The following is an 18,822-nucleotide window of genomic DNA, read 5'->3' as shown; positions in this document are numbered from 1 at the left end:
TGTCGGCCTGCTTTCCTGGGCATTTGCGGCCGTTTGCATGGGAACTGTCGGCCTTGCTTCCTATCAGTTCAGCAACGCCCACGGCCAGTTCACACCGAAGTTCGATTTCCCGACGGGAATAACTCTGCCCCCGATCGGAAGCGTGGGTTCAACTGCCTCCATCACGTCACCTTCCGGCAGAGGGGTGCCGGTAGAAGTCATGCAGTTGCCGGAAGATAGCGATCACGCCCCCCTTCCCGGCCTGGACCAGAGCCAAATCGCGGTGCTGCAGAAAGAAATCGTCGGGTTGCGTCGACGCCTTAGCGCACTAGCCGAACAAAATCTTGCGTATTCGCGCCGCATCGCTGCACTGGAGAAGGAAGCTGCTTTTTCCAGGCTTTCTGAAACGGGAAATACCGACAGAGACAGCGGCGAACCAGTGGAACCGAGCCCGGGCATCGTCCGCACCGAGGTGACGGAAAAACTGGAAAAACCACTTCCCGTCCCCGTAGCGTCGCCAAAAGCAAAACGCGATGCTTCAAAGCTGAACCAGACGACTTCTGTGGCACCAGATCAGGCGGACATCAAGAATCAGTTTCCAACGCCGGCCCTTGATGTTCCCAAGGTGCCCCCCCGGATGGTCAGCATCGATTCCGGAACCGCTCCAGTCGACGCGCCTACCCGAAGTTTCAATCCTGCCGAACCGGTCCGGATAGTCGACCTGCCAAGGGTAGATCTGCCCGCGCCAGGTGGCGAACCCCAAGCGACAGGTTCAATACCCTTGGCTGTTGAAGACAATACGCCTTCTACACCGCCCTCGCCGGAGCCGTTCGACGCAACACCTACCCAGACGACAAGTCGACCTGCGGTTATCACGCCTTCCAGTCCCGCCGGACGGCTTCGTGGTGGCGGTGACAGCAAACTGAAGCGAAGCGATTTCGGAGCGATTATCGGTCACTACAGCTCAACTGCTGCAGCAGCAAAGGCATGGGCCGATTTCAAGAATCAAAATGCGGAACGCATGCGTGACCTTCGCCCGCTCCTGATGGAACGAAATACGCCTCAAGGCGGTATTGCCTTGATGGTCGGACCGTTTGCCAATGCGGCGGACGCTGCCGTTGCGTGTCTTCACCTGTTGGATGTGACTGAGCTCTGTCACCCGGCCCTGTTCGCGGGTGACCCGCTCGTGACTGCGGCGGAATTTCGCGACACGGCGTTTTAAGGCAACCTAATCTCGTTAGATTTCAGTCGGTTGATGCAATGCGCCAAGGCGAAGAACCTTGGCGCTGCGTTTACCCGATGGTCTGCAGCGCGGGGAACGTTTCCAGGAGCCAATAGGACAAGACCGCCATCTGCCCGGTCAGGAACATGACCCCGGTCAATACGAGAACGCCGCCCATGGTCTTTTCAACGACACCCATGTGCTTGCGGAACCGCCGCATGAACTTGAGAAACGGCGAAGCGAAAAGCGCGGCAATCAGGAACGGGATACCGAGGCCGAGTGCATAGGCGCTCAAGAGCAAGGCACCCTGCCCAACCGTTTCTTTTCCGCCAGCGACAAACAGAATGGCAGCCAGTATTGGGCCGACACAAGGTGTCCAGCCAAAGCCGAAGGCAAGGCCGATGACATAGGCGCCAAGCGGACCCGCAGGCTTTTTCTCCACGTGAACACGCGCTTCCTTGTAAAGCAGGCCTATGCGGAACACGCCAAGGAAATGCAGGCCCATAACGATGATCGCGGCGCCGGCGATATAGCTCAGGTAATCGAGATAGGCGCGAATGAACTGGCCAAGAAAACTGGCAGTCGCCCCCAGCAAAACGAACACGGTTGAAAAACCAAGCACAAAGAACAGGGCACTCAGAAACACCCGACGCGATGCAGCCGTGCTGTCTTCTGCTTCACCTGATAGCTGCTCCAGCGAAACGCCCGCAAGGAACCCCAGGTAAGGTGGCACCAACGGCAGAACGCAAGGCGAGACAAAAGATAGGACACCGGCAAGCGCGGCGCCTATGATGGTGACTTCCTGGATCATTCGACATTCCGGTTGTTCAGGCAGCCCACCGGCAATCCGGCGAGGCTCGGAGCGACCTTATTAGCCGCTTCCCCGCTTTGACCAAAGACACAAGGTGCTCACCATTTGGAGAGCTGTGAACACCGGTCAGTTTGCCTTGGCCGGTGCAGTTGCGGGCACTAGGCCTTTTTCCTGGAAATAGGTCAATGCGCCAGGATGTAGCGGCGCCGGCATGCCGTAGGCAACCAGGTCATTTTCGGTCAGGCGGCCAAGTGCGGGATGCAGACGTTTGAAACTGTCGAAATTTTCGAAAACCGCTTCTACGAGTGTTGTCACGATCGGTTCCGGCATGCGCGCAGACGTTACGAAGGTCGCGACAACGCCGAAGGAATCCACTGGCTGCGAAAGACCATAAAGGCCCGCAGGGATGTCGGCCGGCATGTAATAGGGAACTTCTGTCAAAAGCTCGTCAACCGCCTTGCCATCGATACCAATCAGACGAATATCGCAACGAGCCTGAGTTTCCTCGATCAACGCAGCCGGATGACCTATCAATTCGAAATAGGCATCAATTCTGCCTGAACAAAGAGCTTCAGACAGCTCCGATGTCTTGAGCTCTTCAAGATCTTCCTGATCACTCTGCGTCCAGCCAAGGCCGCTGATCAGTGCGTTCCAGGAAGCTGCAGACCCCGATCCCTTGCTGCCGATATTTATCTTTGCCTCTTTCAAATCATCGAAGACCCGATAAGAAGATTCGTCTCGAACGACGATCGTTGCGACTTCGGCATGAAGTGAAAAGATAGAGCGTAGCTCGTCAAACGGCCCGACCTCTTCAAAGGCAGAGGTCCCGAGAAAAGCGTGATGCTGCCAGTCGGACTGCACATAACCAAAATCGATTTCACCGGAACGAATCTTTTCGATATTGGCAATTGACCCCAGCGTGGTTTCGACTGAGCAACGAACGCCGTGGTCGGCGCGTGTCATGTTGACGATCTTGCAAGTCGCCCCGCCGGACGGATAGTAGACGCCGGTAACGCCGCCGGTGCCAATCGTAATGAAATGCTGTTCATCCGCACGCACGCCAGCGATTGCACCGCTCATAACCAACAATCCCGCGCCCAGAAGTGCGGTGAGACGGCTGCATGCGGTATTGGAACCGGACAACTGGCGCGTAAAGCACTGCGCTGCTACGAGGGTCTCCAGAGACTTTGCCAAATGTTCCGCCCTTCTGCCGCCGACAAATATGGCGGTATCCTTCAACAACTCGGCTACACACCGACCACAACAACCCAGCATCAGGCGCTGCAGTGCGACTCCTGCATCTGGCTGCCGAGGCACCCGCAAGATTACGCAATGTCGAAGGGATAGCAAAGGCGACGCGTCAACACCAGTTCGGGACGATCGGTTCAATGACAAGTTACCGAGCCCATGACCGGACCGATAGCGCAAACAGTTTGAAAAAATTTCTGGTCAGAACAAATTTCGATTGAACAAATGCTACGGACGAGAATATGCCACGGTCCCCAACCCCTTGGACCGGCCATACTCCAGACAGCGTCAGTTGTTTCGCCCTCCCCGGATCACCTCAAAGAGCTTCCCCTTTAGCTCTTCTTCAGCATCACCGTCGCGAAGGCCCTGCCGCCACTGGTCAAGGATGAGACGCAAGCCGAGCGTTTCCCGGCTATGCGGTAGGTCTCCGATAAACGACGCGAAAAACAGGTCGAGCCGTTCCCGGTCGATCAAGCCCTGGTCGATCAATCCGTGAATCAGCGTCATCGTCGCCGCGATGTGCCCTTTCACGAAATCGAACTCGACGGAGCTCGTGTGGGTGTCGATTGTCGTTGTGTGCATGTAACCTCTCATGTGCCTGATAACGTTACCTCACATAGCTTTATTGCGCTACCTGACAGTTTTCGCAGGAGAATGATCGTTATTTTCTTAGAAGCGAAAATTAGCAACTAGAGTTAAAAAGAGTAAAATCGACTGTACTTGATAATACTATCAATCGAAGGAGCGTTGTTGCTAATAACATGTGCGAGAATTCACCATTTCCCGAATTTGGTTGTGTGTTTTCAACAGTGACCACTGAACAACGCTGTTTTTTCCTACCCTGTTGAAAAAATCGATTTTGCCTCTTGCATTGTCCTCAAGGTCGGCCTAAACACACGCCACCAACGCGGTGGCGCTGCAACAACGCACTGAACCGCTTCGGAAATTGGTGAGAGCCGATAGCTCAGCTGGTAGAGCAACTGACTTTTAATCAGTAGGTCCAGGGTTCGAACCCCTGTCGGCTCACCAATATTTCCAAAACCTTAGCCTTAAAAATTTTAAGCTTGTAGTATCCACCGCTTGCGCGTCGCACGGTGGACGAGATCTGTGTTTTCACTATCCAAGTTCGCGATCCCGAGACCTGAGCACTTGCTGGCATTTGACCTAAAAGCAAAGCCGGACAACCCATCTGGATCGCCCGGCCAAACTAACCTTAAGTAAGATTCAAACAACGCAAAACCGTTTGCGTATTGAAAATTTTCTCACGTCAGGACGCAACAGGCTCCTGTTCCGTCTGGTTTTTTCCTTTTCCGCCAAACCAGCTTTTGACGGTTTCACGCATGGTCTGCATGTTCACATAAAGAATCGGGATCATGAGAATGCCGATGCAGGTCGCAAACAGCATGCCACCGAACACCGCGAAGCCAATGGCCTTCTGGCTGGCCGCACCAGCACTTGATGCGGTCATCAAAGGCACGACACCGAGCAAGAACGACAAGGCCGTCATCATGACCGCCCTGAACCGAAGATGAGCCGCTTCTACTGCTGCATCCTTGATCGACTTGCCATCGGCCCTTTGCTCCATCGCAAACTCGACGATGAGGATGGCATTCTTGGCGCCCATCCCGACAAGCATGATCATGCCAATCTGCGTGTAGAGGTTGACATCCCCCCCAGTCGCAAAGACCGCAACAAGCGCCCCGAGGATTGCAAACGACACCGACATCAAGATCGCAATCGGCATCGTCCAACTTTCATATTGAGCGACAAGGAAGAGATACGTGAACAAGATCGACAAAAGCAGGATGAAAAGAACGATCTGCCCCGATCCGAGCTGCTGCAGTGCTGTACCGGTCCACTCGAGAGCATACCCGTCCGGAAGAGCTTCAGCCCCCGCGGCATTGACTTCGTTGATGACCACACCTGTTGAGGCTCCAGGTGCCGGATCAGCCATCACGGCAGCAGCACGGAACATGTTGTAGCGGGTCAGAATCTGCGGACCGAGGACATTCTGTGTCGTCAGAATGCTGCGCATGGGCACCATGGTGCCGTCGCTCGACCGCACATAAAGTGCACCGATATCCTCCACCCGATCGCGGAACTTGCCTTCCGCCTGGATCATCACCTTGTAGACCCGGCCGAAGATGTTGAAGTCGTTGATATAGTACGAGCCCAGATAAGCCTGCAGTGTCGTGAACACATCCGACACATTGATGCCGAGCGTTTTGGCCTTTTCACGATCAAGATCGATAAAGACCTGAGGCACATTGGCCCGGAAAGTCGAGTAGGCGCGCCCAACTTCGGCACTCTGGTTGGCAGAATAAATCATCGAGCCAAGTGCCGATGACAAGTCCTGCGGCGAACCTCCACCGGTTTGTTGCAGCATCACCTGAACACCACCGGTCGTGCCAAGGCCCGGAATCGGCGGGGGGTTGAAGGCAATGATATTCGCACCGGGAATAGTCGAAAATTCCGCCCAGAACTTTGCAAGGATCGCGTCAATGCGAAGGTCGGGTGCCTGACGGTCTTCCCAGTTCTTCATAGTCGCAATCACCAGCGCCGCATTCGAGGACGTTGCGCCGTTGAGGATTGAGTAGCCGTTGACAATGACGACGTCTTCCACACCCGGCGTTTTGGAGGTCAGGTCAACCACCTGCTTGGTCACGTTCTCCGTCCGTTGCAACGACGCTCCATCGGGAAGCTGAACGTCGACCATCAGGTAGCCCTGGTCTTCCGAAGGCAGAAAGCCCTGAGGCAGTGATCCGCCGAGTGTCACGATCAAGGCGACCGCCCCTGCAACAACGGCAAGCCCAATCACGGCGAAGCGAACAAGGCGGCGAATAATACCGGTATATCCGTTGCGTACCGAGGTGATGCCACGGTCGAACAGCCCCATGATGCCGCGCGGCGGGCCAGAACGGGCTTTCAGGATCAGGCCACAGAGAGCCGGAGACAGCGTCAGCGCGTTGATTGAGGAAATCAACACAGAGACCGAGATGGTGACTGCGAACTGGGAATAGAGACGGCCGGTAATGCCTGGCATGAAGATAGTCGGAACGAACACCGCCAGCAGCACCAGCGTCGTGGCAATCACCGGACTGGTGATCTGTTCCATCGCTTTCGTCGTGGCTTCTTTCGGCGACAAGCCTTCGTCGGCAATGATGCGTTCCACGTTTTCCACGACGACGATGGCATCATCCACAACGATACCAATAGCCAGCACCAGTGCGAACAGCGAAATCGTGTTGAGCGTCATGCCAAGTGCCAGCAGGACCGCAAACGTGCCGATCAGCGACACTGGAATGGCAACAGTTGGAATGATTGTCGCTCGCCAGTTCCCGAGGAAGATGAACACCACCGAGACCACCAGAAGGAAGGTCAGGAAAAGTGTGGTGATGACGTCGTTGAGAGAAGCCTGAACGAAATCCGTGGTGTTGAAGGGAACGCCGTACTGCATGTCCGGCGGAAAATTCTTGGCCAGTTCATCCAGGCGAGCCAGCACGTTTTCCGATACCTGAAGCGCGTTAGCACCTGGTGCCTGATAGATTGCCAGAACCGTGGAGGGCTTGCCGTTGTATTCGCCGGAGGCGTTGTAAACCTGCGCGCCGAGTTCGACACGGGCAACATCGCCAATCGTTACGACTGCGCCGTCTGCACCGGTTCGCAGAACGATCTGCTCAAATTCTTCCGGTGAGGCCAGACGGCCCTTTGCCTTGATCGTGTACTGGAACTGCTGTCCGTCCGGAACCGGAGGTGCACCGATCTGACCGGCAGCCACCTGAATGTTCTGGTCACGTACGGCGGTGATGAAATCGGTCGGCGTCATGCCCAGGCTGGTCAACCTGTCCGGATCAAGCCAGATGCGCATGCCGTAGGAAAAGTCGGTCATGACGTCTGCCAGACCAACCCCAGGCACACGGGCAAGTGCATCCTTCAGGTTGATCGAAGCATAGTTTGACAGGAAGACCGGATCGTAACTGCCGTTTGGCGAAAACAGTGTGATGACCAGCAACATGTTCGTGCTGGCTTTCTGCACTGTCACACCGTTGTTGGTCACATCGCTTGGCAGCTGGCTGTTGGCCTGACTGACCCGGTTCTGCGTGTTGACCGTGGCAATGTCCGGGTCTGTTCCGACAGCGAAGGTAACGTTGAGCGAATAGTTGCCGCTGTCGTTACTGGTCGACTGCATGTAGATCATGTCGTCGACGCCGTTGACCTGCCCTTCGATTGGGGCGGCAACAGTTTCTTCCAGCACTTCGGCATTGGCGCCGGTATAGGTCGCCGTAACATTTACGACCGGCGGGGTGATATTCGGAAACTGTTCAACCGGAAGCGACAGATACCCAAGCACACCGGCAATAGTGATAACAATGGAAATGACCAGCGCGAATTTCGGCCGGTAGATAAAAAAGCGTGAAAACATTTAGCTTTTCTCCGCCGGCTTGGAAGCAAGTACCGGGTTCACGACAACGCCGGGGCGCACTTTCTGCAACCCTTCGATGATGACCTCGTCACCTTCCTTCAGGCCTTTAGAGACGACAAAATCCGTGCCTTCCTGCTGACCCAGTGTCACGTAGCGCTGTTCGACCTTCTTGTCCGACGTGATTGCCAGTGCAAACGCACCTTCCTGGTCCCTTTGAATGGCAGCCTGCGGCACAACCAGCGCCGTTTCCGTTTTCGGCGCTTCAAGAACCACCGTCACATACGTGCCGGAAATCAGGCGGATGTCCTTGTTGTCGAATTGTCCGCGGAAGGAGATGGTGCCTGTCGCCGTATCGACCTGATTGTCGATGAAGACGATTTTGCCCTTTTCATTATAGTCCTGCCCGTTGGGCAGAACCAGTTTCAGGTCTGGAGACTCATCCGGCTGGATATCGGCAGGGTTTATCCCGTGTGTCTTGACCGCGTTGAGGTACTGCGCCTCGCTGACGGAAAAATTGACATAGACAGGAGCAAGACTGATCAAGCTGGCCAGTGAATTCGTCGTGGGTCCGACGACCTCGCCAACGCTGTAGGTGGTCTTGCCGAGCTGGCCGTCGAAAGGTGCCGAAATGTCGGTGTAGCTGAGGTTGAGTTCCGCTTCCTGCAGAGATGATTGCGCTGCCTCCACAGAGGCTTCCGCCTGTTGCTTTTGCGCCAAGGTCGCTTCGTAAGCAGCCTCGGAGAGATGCCCCTTGTCTCGGAGGTCCCTGTCACGCTTCTCGTCAGCAGCCTTCAGTGCAGCGTCTGCCTTTGCGCTTGCAAGATCCGCCTTGGCTTTTGTCAGTGCGGCCTGATACTGCGCTTTTTCAATCGTGAACAACAGGTCGTTTTTCTTGACGACGGAGCCGTCCGGCACAGCTTTCTCTTCCAGGAAACCTTTGACGCGAGCCATGAGATCGACCTGGTCGATTGCAGCGACTTGCCCGACAAAACGTGCGCTTTGGCGAATATCCTGGGACGCAATCTTCGCAACGGTCACCGATGGTGGCGGCGCTGCCGGAGCGGCCTTTTGCGAGTCGTCAGAGCACGCGGCCAACAGAGCCGAGGTTGCAGCAACGAGTGCAAAATTGCGAGGGAAAGAGGCAAAAGGCAAAAAAGTCATTCGGGAACTCCGCAGTCCGACCATCAGGTCAAGGCGCATAATTTGGGGTTCACTATAAAAGGACTGGTTGATTCAACAAGTGAATAGTGCCCTTGCCGTGTGGTCTTGGCGGGAAAAATTCCTTAACGTTTTCAAAGTCACGTATACATTGCCCGACACGGCAATCACGAAACACACCTAATGGTTTGTGCGTCGGCAAATTTTCTGAATGCGATAAAGTGCAGCAAATCCAGCCAGAGAGCCGTGGGCGGAACACGTCTCCCGGCTAAGCCTTCTCAAAAAGAATGTATTTCATTTACGAGACAACTGGCGACAGGATCAGCGTGAGCCCGTTGAGCTGGCCTGCCGGCACTATCTTGCGCTCATCCAGGCCTTTGCAGCCGATTTCCAGAGCAACAATCTGCGGCAGGGAACCGGCAATTTGCGCAGCTGCATCAGTGCCGACCAGTGACGCATACGCAGATGGCGTTAGCACGGATATTGTTCCACGGGCAGTCTTGAGCTCCAGACCCAGACTGGTGGCGCGCATTTCGCGTTGGCCCGTGAACCCACCCAGAAACTCGTGATGATCCGAGGGATCGCCGGCAACGAGATAGACTGTCTTTATCGTTGACGCGCCGTTGGCATGATCCTGAAAGGCTTCTTTCCAGAAATTTTCGGGAAATCGATTCCTGCAGGTGAAATAGCCGATCTCCGGTGCAAGTGCATCACTGACAAATGTCAGGTCGAAGGCAACTTGCACCTTGCCGCCATCCGCCAGATTGGCGGTGCGCTCGAAGGAAAACGGCTCGTAGAGTTTCAGTCCAGCCTTGCTGAAATCGTCCCTGTCCTTCGCAGGATCGGAACTGTCCAGCACCAGCATGCTGGCCCCTTCGTGCCGGGACAGAAAATCTCGGTTGAAAGCTCCGAACGAGAAAACCTCTTCAGAAGCCTCGAAAATGAGATCCCGATCGGCAACGCTCAACAACTCGACGAAAAAACCGTCGAGCTGAACCAAACGGTTGGCCGTTCCCCAGGAATGGCGATTTTCAGGAGTAACCGTGAAACCAAGGTCCGCCCACACCTGGCCCGCGGCCTCCAGATCCCTCACCGCTACAACGACGTGATCGAGCCCGCGCACCATTATCTTGTCCCCTTCCCGCCTTGGCCGATCAGACCAGACGGCCCTGATGGATCGCTGCGCTTATGAAGGATGCAAACAGCGGATGCGGATCGAAAGGACGGGACTTCAGTTCCGGATGGTACTGAACACCGACGAACCAGGGATGATCCGCGATTTCGACCGTTTCCGGCAAAACACCGTCTGGCGATGTCCCGGCGAAAATCAGTCCGCATTTCTCGAGTTCATCGCGGTAGCCGATGTTGACTTCATACCGGTGGCGATGACGCTCCGAAATGCTGGTCGTTCCATAAATTTCAGCAATCTTGGAACCGGTCTTGAGCGCAGCAGGATAGGCTCCAAGGCGCATCGTACCGCCCAGATCGCCTTCGGCGTCGCGCACTTCCTTGCGGTTGCCCTTCGTCCACTCGGTCATCAGGCCGACAACAGGTTCCTTCGCCGGACCAAATTCGGTGGAATTGGCTTCGGCGATCCCGGCGAGATTACGCGCCGCTTCCAGAACCGCCATCTGCATGCCGAAGCAAATTCCGAAATACGGGATCTTGCGCGTCCGGGCGAAGTGTGCCGCAGCAATCTTGCCCTCGGCACCCCGTTCCCCAAAACCACCGGGAACCAGAATTCCGTGAACACCTTCCAGATAAGGGCTCGGGTCTTCCTTCTCGAAGGTCTCCGATTCGATCCATTCAAGGTTCACCTTGACCCGGTTGGCGATACCGCCATGGACCAATGCTTCGATCAGCGACTTGTAGGCATCCTTCAGAACGGTGTACTTGCCGACAATCGCGATCTTGACCTCGCCTTCCGGATTGGCAACCGCCTCGGAAATGCCGTTCCAGCGATCGAGCACCGGTGCAGGTGCCCCCTTGATGCCGAATGCAGCCAGAACTTCGTCGTCCAGCCCTTCCTTGTGGTAGGCAACCGGCACGTCGTAGATCGACTTGACGTCATAGGCCGGAATGACCGCGCTCTCGCGCACGTTACAGAATAGCGACAGCTTCCGTTTTTCCGTTTCCGGAATCGGGCGATCACAACGGATCATCAGGATATCCGGCTGAATACCGATGGACCGCAGTTCCTTTACGGAGTGCTGCGTCGGTTTGGTCTTCATTTCACCGGCGCTCGGGATGTAGGGCATCAGGGTCAGATGCACATAGACGACATCGCCTCGCGGAAGATCGTTGCCAAGCTGGCGGATCGCCTCGAAGAACGGCAGGCCTTCAATATCGCCCACAGTTCCGCCGATCTCGACGAGAACAAAATCGTAGTCCTCGTTGCCGGTCAGAACGAAGTTCTTGATCGCATCAGTCACGTGCGGAATGACCTGGACGGTTCCGCCCAGATAATCGCCGCGCCGTTCCTTGGCGATGATGTCCTGATAGATCCGCCCGGTGGTGATGTTGTCCTGCTGGTTCGCAGGACGACCGGTGAACCGTTCGTAGTGGCCGAGATCGAGGTCTGTTTCCGCACCATCGTCGGTCACAAAGCATTCGCCATGCTGATACGGGCTCATGGTGCCCGGATCGACGTTCAGGTAGGGATCGAGTTTACGGAGACGGACCTTGTAACCGCGAGCCTGGAGCAATGCGCCCAGTGCTGCAGAAGCAAGACCTTTTCCAAGCGAGGAGACCACGCCGCCAGTGATGAAAATATATCGCGCCATGGACCAATACCATATCCTTGCCGAGGGCGCCTTGGCCACTCGGGAGTTGCGTTCTCAACACATAAAAATGCCCTGCGAGTTAAGCCGCAGGGCATATGTCGGGTGAATGGGCCAGAAGACCCGTTCGGCCGCCTTACTGGGCGGCCGGGACCTGAGGTCCGGAAGGTTGCTGTTGGTTCAGCTGTTTCAACGAATCGAGAACACCGCCTGAACCGCCTTCGGTCGTGCCGTCCGTCGTGGCAGGCGCTTCCTGGGTTGCCGTCGGAACAGCATCAAGAATCGAACCGGGCCGGTCCTGATTCTTTGCAATAAGGCTGAGCGTCAGCGATGTAGCGAAGAAAGCGACCGCCAAAACGGCAGTTGCACGCGTCAGGATATTCGCAGTCCCACGACTGGACATCAGACCACCGCCTCCGCCACCAATGCCAAGCGCGCCGCCTTCGGAACGCTGCAGGAGGACAACAAGCACCAGGGCCAGGACGACCATCAAGTGGATTACGATGACTACGGTTTCCATCGAACGCCATTCTTCATTGAATTCAAGATTGGCGGCCTTCTACACCAGACGCCGCCAGCTTTCCACCCTTCAATTGCGCCTTCGACACAGAAGCTTCAAGGCCAGGCACAATATATTCGGTGTCTTCAGGAATAAGCAGCAAGTATGCCAAGGAAATCTTCAGCCTTGAGACTGGCGCCGCCAACAAGGGCGCCGTCAACATTGGCAACAGACATCAGTTCACGCGCATTGCCCGGTTTCACAGACCCGCCGTAAAGAAGGCGCATGGAAGCTCCTTCCCCGCCGAACCTTGCGGAAAGATTGTCCCGCATTGCCTTGTGCATTTCCTCAACATCACCTGCGGTGGGTGTCAGACCTGTACCGATCGCCCAGACCGGCTCGTAGGCAATCACGCAGTTTTCGGCAGTCGCCCCATCCGGAACCGATCCGTTCAATTGGCGGTCGACAATAGCAAGTGCCTGGCCTGCCTTGCGCTCGGCTTCTGTCTCGCCGACACACACAATCGCCACAAGACCGGCTCTCCAGGCCGCCCGAGCCTTTTCATTGACATCAACATCGCTTTCAGCGTGATCCGTCCGGCGTTCGGAATGACCAACGATGACGGCCTTTGCGCCGGCATCTGCAAGCATTTCAGCAGAAATGTCACCGGTGTGAGCACCAGAAACAGCGGTATGGCAATCCTGACCACCTACAGACAGAGCGCCACTGCCAGCCTTTTCCGCAATTGCTGCGATCAGCGTTGCAGGCGCACAAATCATCGCATCAACCGAATCCGCCAGATCGTCACTGATGCCGGCGATCATCTTGTAGACTTCAGCCTGGCTTGCCTTCAGACCGTTCATTTTCCAGTTACCGGCAACCAGCGGCTTGATCGCTGCGCTCATGTTCAGTTTCTCCCGCGGCATGATCCTTGATTTGCCGCCTATAGAGCAGAAGCGCACACGCGTTGCAATCACCCTGAGGACGGGAAAACCCAAATCGCTTCCGAAGTTTGTAAAAGGCCGCCTTGCGGCGGCGGCGCGGCGTCTTTATGATCCGCCCGCTCCGGCCAAGGCCGGTCCTGAATTCAGCCGGTGACACCGGCTGCCGGAACGAAGAAGAATACGGGAGTCGTCATGCTTGACGCGCTGCGCAAGGGCGCTGGCACCTGGGTTGCCAAACTGTTTATTGCTCTGTTGATCTTTAGCTTCGCCGTGTGGGGCATTAGCGGTTTCTTGACCGGTGTCGGCCAGAACACCGCCGCCAAGGTCGGTGACACGGAAGTCTCCCTGTTCGATTTTGACCGGGCCTACAGGCAGGACCTCGGACGGCTGGCTCAACAGTTCGGCCGGCCGCTGACGCCGGCAGAAGGTGCGACCCTCGGTGTTCCGCAGCAAACGCTGGGCAAGCTTGTGGCCGAAGCGGCCATGAACAACACCGCTCAAAACATGAAACTCGGTGTTTCGGACGAACGCCTGGCGACCATTATCCAGAGTGACCCTGCATTTCAGGGCCTTGGCGGCAGGTACGACAAGAACCGACTACAGCAGGTTCTGCAGGCAAACGGATACCGGGAAGACGAATATGTCGTCGAACGCCGCAAGGTTGCAGAGCGTGCGCAGCTTGCAGAAGGCCTCGCCGGCAGCATGAAGGCGCCGATTGCCTATCTGGAAGTTCTTGACGCCTATCAGGGCGAAACGCGAAGCGTTGATTACCTGGTCGTCACACCGGAATTCATCGGAGACATCGAGGATCCGGCTGAAGGTGTCCTGACAACCTACTTCGAAGAGAACAAGGACAATTTCCGCGCACCCGAGTTCCGTGAAATCAAATACGTCTCACTCACGCCGACGTCTCTCTCTCGTCCGGATGACATTTCCGACGAAGACGCTCGCGCTGAGTTTGAGCGCCGGTCGGAAGATTTCTTCCAGCCCGAACGCCGCAAGATCCGTCAAATGTCCTTCCCGTCTCAACAGGCTGCGGAAGAAGCTGCCGAAGAAATCGCGAACGGCAAGACCTTTGACGAACTCATGACTGACCGGAACCTTGCCAACAACGACGTTGCCCTTGGCGTCATGGCAAAGGCCGATTTTCTCGATGAAGCTATCGGCGACGCCGCTTTCAGCCTGGAAGAAGGCGCCACCAGCGGTACGGTGGAAGGCAGGTTCTCGACTGTCATTCTGAATGTCGAAGAAATCCTTCCGGAAAGCACCAAACCCTTCGAAGACGTGAAGGACGAGATCGTCCAGAGCCTCGCAAAGGAACAGGCGGAACGGGAAATTCTGGATCTGCTTAACGAAGTCGAGGATGCCCGGGCAGGCGGTGCTCCGCTGGACGAAATCGGCGAGCGTTTCTCCCTGACTGTAGAAACTCCGCCAGCTTTTGATGCATCCGGAAACGGTGAAGACGGTAAACCCGTAACCTTGCCTGATGCTGAGGGACTTGTAGCAGGTGCGTTCGACAGTGACATCGGCATCGAAAACGATGTCCTTCAGCTCGGTGAGCAAGGCTTTCTCTGGTATGACGTTGCAAAGGTTATTCCGTCGCGCGAACGCACCCTCGACGAAGTTCGCGAAGACGTCATTGCCGCCTGGAAGCAGGATGAACTCGGCAAACGCTTGAGCGACACTGCGGCAGACCTCTTGGCCAAGGCAGAGGGCGGCACGCCGTTCATCACCCTTTCCGCAGAAACCGGGCTGGAAGTGAAATCCGCAACTGACCTGAAGCGCAACACGCCGTCCGGGGATTTCGGCCGCGAAGCTGTTTCGGCAGTATTCGACGGCCCCGTTGGAACAAGCGCGGTCACCGAAACCAACGATGGCAACGGTCGGATCGTGCTTAAGGTGAGCGGTTCCAACGTACCGGACTTCCAGAGCGACGCACCGCAAGTAGCGGCCCTGGGTCAGCAGCTTTCCCAGCAAATTCAGGACACGTTGCTCGGCCAGTTCATCTCCGACCGGGAAACCAAGGCAGGGGTCGAGATAAACAATGCCGGTATCGCCCAGATGATCGGGTTGGACCGGAATTGATCCGTTTGAAAGTGGAATGACGACATGAGCACATTCAAGGACTTCATCGCCAAGGTGTCAGACGGTCACGCCTTGAGCCCTGAAGAAGCCCGCGAAGCCTTTGAGGTGATCCTGTCGGGATCTGCAACACCATCGCAGCTTGGCGGGTTTCTGATGGCCTTGCGTGTGCGCGGCGAAAGCATTGCCGAAGTCACGGGTGCAGTCGCGACCATGCGGTCCAAGATGATCCCCGTGAGGGCCCCGGCCAACGCGATGGATATAGTGGGAACGGGTGGCGACAATTCCGGCAGCTACAACATTTCCACGTGCACGGCCCTGGTCGTCGCCGGCAGCGGCGTACCGGTCGCCAAACACGGCAACAGGTCATTGTCTTCCAAGTCGGGCGCTGCAGAAGCGCTCGCCGAACTTGGCGTCAACATCGATATCGATGCCAGGAAGATATCCGATTGCATCAACAGGGCGGGTATCGGTTTCATGTTCGCCCCGCTGCACCATGCAGCCATGAAACACGTGGGTCCAACCCGCATGGAACTCGGCACGCGCACAATCTTCAATCTGCTTGGCCCATTGACCAATCCCGCAGGTGTGAAGCGCCAGATGGTTGGTGTATTTGCCCGCAAATGGGTGGAGCCGCTTGCGGAAGCTCTTCGCGAGCTAGGGTCCGAAAAGGCCTGGGTCGTTCACGGGTCCGACGGAATGGACGAGATAACCACAACCGGTCCAACCGCAATTGCCGAACTCAAGAACGGGACAATCCGTTCGTTTGAAATTTCACCCGAAGATGTCGGCCTTTCCGTTTCCGATCCGCAAGATCTCAAGGGCGGACTTCCCTCGGAAAACGCGAAAGCCCTGCGCGACGTCCTCGCCGGAGCAAAGAACGCCTATCGCGATGTGGTGCTGTTCAATGCGGCTGCCTCCCTGCTGGTTGCAGACAAGGTGGAAACCTTGAAGGATGGTGTCGAGTTGGCGGCGCAATCCATTGACAGCGGATCCGCAGCCGACACCTTGGAAAAGCTTGTCGCAGCATCGAACGGGTAAGACATGGCAGACATTCTTCAAAAGATCGAAGCCTACAAGCGCGAGGAAATCGTCGCTGCAAAGGCATCCGTTCCGATCGACGAACTCAAGGCACGCATCAAAGACGTGAGTGCTCCACGTGGGTTTCTCAAGGCGATCGAAGCCAAACACGATACCGGTGAATACGCACTCATTGCGGAAATCAAGAAGGCCAGCCCTTCGAAAGGGCTCATTCGGGAAGATTTCAATCCACCTCTCCTGGCAAAGGCTTACGAAGTAGGCGGCGCAGCCTGTCTTTCGGTCCTGACCGATACGCCCTCTTTTCAGGGAAAGCCTGAATTTCTGGCTGCTGCACGTGACGCTGTTGCCCTTCCGGCGCTGCGCAAGGATTTCCTCTACGATCCTTACCAGGTATATGAAGCCAGAGCCTGGGGGGGCGATTGCATCCTGATCATTCTGGCCGCTGTTGATGACGACACCGCCAAAGCATTGGAAGACACCGCGTTCGAACTCGGAATGGATGTCTTGCTCGAGGTACATGACGCTGATGAGCTGGAGCGTGCGCTCAAGCGGTCGTCTCGTCTGCTCGGTATCAACAACCGCAATCTCAAGACATTCGAGACCAAGCTGGAAACAAGCGAAGAGCTCGCACCGCGCATTCCGGACGACAGAATCATTGTCGGCGAAAGCGGCCTGTTCACCCCCGCCGACCTATCCCGAATGAACAAGGTTGGTATTTCAACGTTCTTGATCGGCGAAAGCCTGATGCGTCAGGAAGACGTCGCCTCGGCTACCAGAACGCTCCTGGCCCGTCCGGCCCTCTCCGAAGCGGTTTAGGCGGACATGGCCAACAAGGACGCCAAACTGACCCATCTGGATGCGGCAGGGTCTGCCAACATGGTGGACGTATCCGAGAAGTCCGTAACGCATCGGATTGCTGTGGCGCGCGGGACCGTCACCATGCGGACGGAAACCCTGGATCTCATCCGGTCCGGTAACGCCAAGAAAGGCGACGTTATCGGCACGGCACGCATAGCCGGCATCCTGGCCGCCAAGAAGACCCACGAACTGATACCGCTCTGCCATCCACTAATGTTGTCCAAGGTGTCCATCGACATCGATACCGATGATGATCTTCCCGGCCTCATAGTGACAGCGACAACCAAGGTCAGCGGCCAGACAGGTGTCGAGATGGAAGCCTTGACCGCATGCTCGCTGGCCTGCCTGACGATCTACGACATGGCTAAGGCCGTAGACCGTGGCATGGTCATCGGAGATATCTGTCTGGTCGAAAAATCCGGTGGCAAATCCGGCCATTGGACACTCGACAAGGACGGCAGCCTGGGTGGCACCTGATGAGCCTGATGCCTGTCGACGAAGCGCTGACGAAGCTCCTTTCCGGCGTAAATCCTCTTGAAACGGAATATGTTCCGCTCGAGAGCGCCAACGGCAGATATCTGTCCGCCCCCCTTGTTTCCACCCGAACCCAACCGCCTTTCGCAGCGTCTGCGATGGACGGCTACGCCATTCGTCATGAAGATCTTTCCGCTTCCCGAACATCCTTGACCGTTGTCGGCGAAGCACCGGCCGGCCATGGTTTTTCCGGAACGGTCGGCAACGGTGAAACGGTGAGGATCTTTACCGGTGCTCCTGTGCCGGCCGGTACGGACACGATCCTGATCCAGGAAAACGCTGAGCGTGAAGGCGAGCGCATAACCGTTCTGGAGAACCCGGCCAAGGGCGCATTCGTCCGTCCGGCCGGCCTGGACTTTTCCGAAGGTGATGTGCTTCTGCAACCGCCGCTCAAACTTGCTTACCGGCATCTCGCCCTTGCCGCTGCAATGAACCACGCGGTCCTGCCGGTGCACCGCAGACCGAAGGTTGCGATACTCGCAACCGGGGATGAACTCGTTCGCCCAGGAACGGAACCGGGACCGGATCAGATAATCGCCTCGAACCACGCAGGTATCGCCGCACTCGTGGAAGATTGTGGCGGTCAGCCACTCGATCTTGGAATATCACCCGACGAACCGGTGGCACTTGCGAACCACGTTAGGCGTGCGATTACGGAGAAGGCCGACATTCTCGTCACGCTTGGGGGGGCCTCAGTCGGCGACCACGATCTTGTTCAAAGTGTCCTTGGACAGGAAGGCATGGACCTGGCGTTCTGGCGAATTGCAATGCGTCCGGGCAAGCCGCTGATGGCAGGCCGTCTTGGCGGCACAAAGGTTCTTGGTCTGCCCGGAAACCCCGTCTCAAGCCTTATATGCGGCTTGCTGTTTCTGAAGCCACTCATGCAGGCAATGCTCGGTCAGACGCCGGAACAGTCCGGACCTCAACGAGCCATACTCGCTTCTCCCTTGCCCGAGAACGACCGCAGGCAGGACTACGTCAGGGCAACGCTTTCCAATTCGGAACACGGCGATCTGATCGTAACGCCGTTTTCCCGGCAAGACAGTTCCATGTTGAACCTGCTCGCCAAATCCGGCGCACTTGTGGTCCGTCCACCTCATGCACCGGCGCTGGAAGCCGGAGCAGAAGTGCCCATACTGGTACTCTGACGTGACGTGGCAGCTAGCCGTGCGACTGTCTGCGCTCGTGCCCCAATCGAGAAGCTGATTACTCCTCCCTCAGGAAAACAAAACCCGGCCGAGTG

At 56.5% G+C, this 18,822-nt stretch carries 15 protein-coding genes and 1 tRNA gene; 7 read left to right on the top strand and 9 right to left on the bottom strand.

Going from position 1 to position 18,822, the window contains the following annotated elements:
* Window positions 1-37: 37 nt before the first annotated feature.
* Complete coding sequence (locus HCG46_RS16100) at window positions 38-1,201, top strand: hypothetical protein (RefSeq protein ID WP_168686798.1); 1,164 nt, start codon at window positions 38-40, stop codon at window positions 1,199-1,201.
* Window positions 1,202-1,271: 70 nt separating this feature from the next.
* On the opposite strand, the gene HCG46_RS16095 is transcribed toward HCG46_RS16100, so the two are convergent.
* The 3 genes from HCG46_RS16095 to HCG46_RS16085 form a co-directional block, all read right to left on the bottom strand.
* Window positions 1,272-2,012 carry a cytochrome c biogenesis protein CcdA gene (locus tag HCG46_RS16095; protein ID WP_022998556.1) on the bottom strand — a complete coding sequence of 247 codons (741 nt, stop codon included), beginning with the start codon at window positions 2,010-2,012 and terminating at the stop codon, window positions 1,272-1,274.
* Window positions 2,013-2,138: 126 nt separating this feature from the next.
* Window positions 2,139-3,440 carry a TAXI family TRAP transporter solute-binding subunit gene (locus tag HCG46_RS16090; RefSeq protein ID WP_286185408.1) on the bottom strand — a complete coding sequence of 434 codons (1,302 nt, stop codon included), beginning with the start codon at window positions 3,438-3,440 and terminating at the stop codon, window positions 2,139-2,141.
* A 108-nt stretch (window positions 3,441-3,548) separates the two neighbouring features.
* Window positions 3,549-3,842, bottom strand: a complete 294-nt coding sequence (locus HCG46_RS16085) for a hypothetical protein (protein WP_031268452.1) — start codon at window positions 3,840-3,842, stop codon at window positions 3,549-3,551.
* 371 nt (window positions 3,843-4,213) lie between these two features.
* Between HCG46_RS16085 and HCG46_RS16080 the strand changes: the two genes are divergently transcribed.
* Window positions 4,214-4,289, top strand: a tRNA-Lys gene (locus HCG46_RS16080).
* Between the two features lie 238 nt (window positions 4,290-4,527).
* Here HCG46_RS16080 and HCG46_RS16075 read toward each other — a convergent pair.
* The 6 genes from HCG46_RS16075 to tpiA all read right to left on the bottom strand — a co-directional run bounded on the left by HCG46_RS16075 (window position 4,528) and on the right by tpiA (window position 13,025).
* Complete coding sequence (locus HCG46_RS16075; RefSeq protein WP_168686797.1) at window positions 4,528-7,683, bottom strand: multidrug efflux RND transporter permease subunit; 3,156 nt, start codon at window positions 7,681-7,683, stop codon at window positions 4,528-4,530.
* The gene (locus tag HCG46_RS16070) at window positions 7,684-8,844 is read right to left on the bottom strand and encodes an efflux RND transporter periplasmic adaptor subunit (RefSeq protein ID WP_208984171.1); all 1,161 of its coding nucleotides are present in this window, start codon (window positions 8,842-8,844) and stop codon (window positions 7,684-7,686) included. It lies immediately after the preceding gene.
* Between the two features lie 295 nt (window positions 8,845-9,139).
* The gene (locus HCG46_RS16065) at window positions 9,140-9,967 is read right to left on the bottom strand and encodes a VOC family protein (protein ID WP_062488702.1); all 828 of its coding nucleotides are present in this window, start codon (window positions 9,965-9,967) and stop codon (window positions 9,140-9,142) included.
* A 28-nt stretch (window positions 9,968-9,995) separates the two neighbouring features.
* On the bottom strand, window positions 9,996-11,624 hold the full coding sequence (locus HCG46_RS16060; protein ID WP_022998550.1) for a CTP synthase: 1,629 nt from the start codon (window positions 11,622-11,624) through the stop codon (window positions 9,996-9,998).
* Window positions 11,625-11,757: 133 nt separating this feature from the next.
* Entirely contained in the window at window positions 11,758-12,141 is a 384-nt protein-coding gene (gene secG / locus HCG46_RS16055; RefSeq protein WP_022998549.1) for a preprotein translocase subunit SecG, read from the bottom strand.
* A gap of 125 nt (window positions 12,142-12,266) precedes the next feature.
* On the bottom strand, window positions 12,267-13,025 hold the full coding sequence (tpiA, locus tag HCG46_RS16050) for a triose-phosphate isomerase (RefSeq protein ID WP_055656557.1): 759 nt from the start codon (window positions 13,023-13,025) through the stop codon (window positions 12,267-12,269).
* A 231-nt stretch (window positions 13,026-13,256) separates the two neighbouring features.
* Here tpiA and HCG46_RS16045 point away from each other — a divergent pair, with 231 nt between their 5' ends.
* The 5 genes from HCG46_RS16045 to glp are packed head-to-tail and all read left to right on the top strand — an operon-like array spanning window position 13,257 to window position 18,727.
* The gene (locus tag HCG46_RS16045; RefSeq protein WP_168686796.1) at window positions 13,257-15,149 is read left to right on the top strand and encodes a peptidylprolyl isomerase; all 1,893 of its coding nucleotides are present in this window, start codon (window positions 13,257-13,259) and stop codon (window positions 15,147-15,149) included.
* A gap of 24 nt (window positions 15,150-15,173) precedes the next feature.
* Window positions 15,174-16,187: an anthranilate phosphoribosyltransferase gene (gene trpD, locus HCG46_RS16040; protein WP_168686795.1), complete on the top strand. Its 1,014-nt coding sequence runs from the start codon at window positions 15,174-15,176 to the stop codon at window positions 16,185-16,187.
* A 3-nt stretch (window positions 16,188-16,190) separates the two neighbouring features.
* Entirely contained in the window at window positions 16,191-17,003 is an 813-nt protein-coding gene (gene trpC, locus HCG46_RS16035) for an indole-3-glycerol phosphate synthase TrpC (protein ID WP_168686794.1), read from the top strand.
* Window positions 17,004-17,009: 6 nt separating this feature from the next.
* Window positions 17,010-17,522 carry a cyclic pyranopterin monophosphate synthase MoaC gene (moaC, locus tag HCG46_RS16030; protein WP_168686793.1) on the top strand — a complete coding sequence of 171 codons (513 nt, stop codon included), beginning with the start codon at window positions 17,010-17,012 and terminating at the stop codon, window positions 17,520-17,522.
* On the top strand, window positions 17,522-18,727 hold the full coding sequence (gene glp, locus HCG46_RS16025; RefSeq protein WP_168686792.1) for a gephyrin-like molybdotransferase Glp: 1,206 nt from the start codon (window positions 17,522-17,524) through the stop codon (window positions 18,725-18,727). Before moaC ends, glp begins: the two co-directional genes overlap by 1 nt.
* The last annotated feature ends 95 nt before the right edge of the window (window positions 18,728-18,822 follow it).

It is taken from the genome of Labrenzia sp. PO1 (assembly GCF_012273635.1).
GTDB classification, from domain to species: Bacteria; Pseudomonadota; Alphaproteobacteria; order Rhizobiales; family Stappiaceae; genus Roseibium; species Roseibium algicola.
This window is presented reverse-complemented; position numbering and strand designations above follow the sequence as displayed.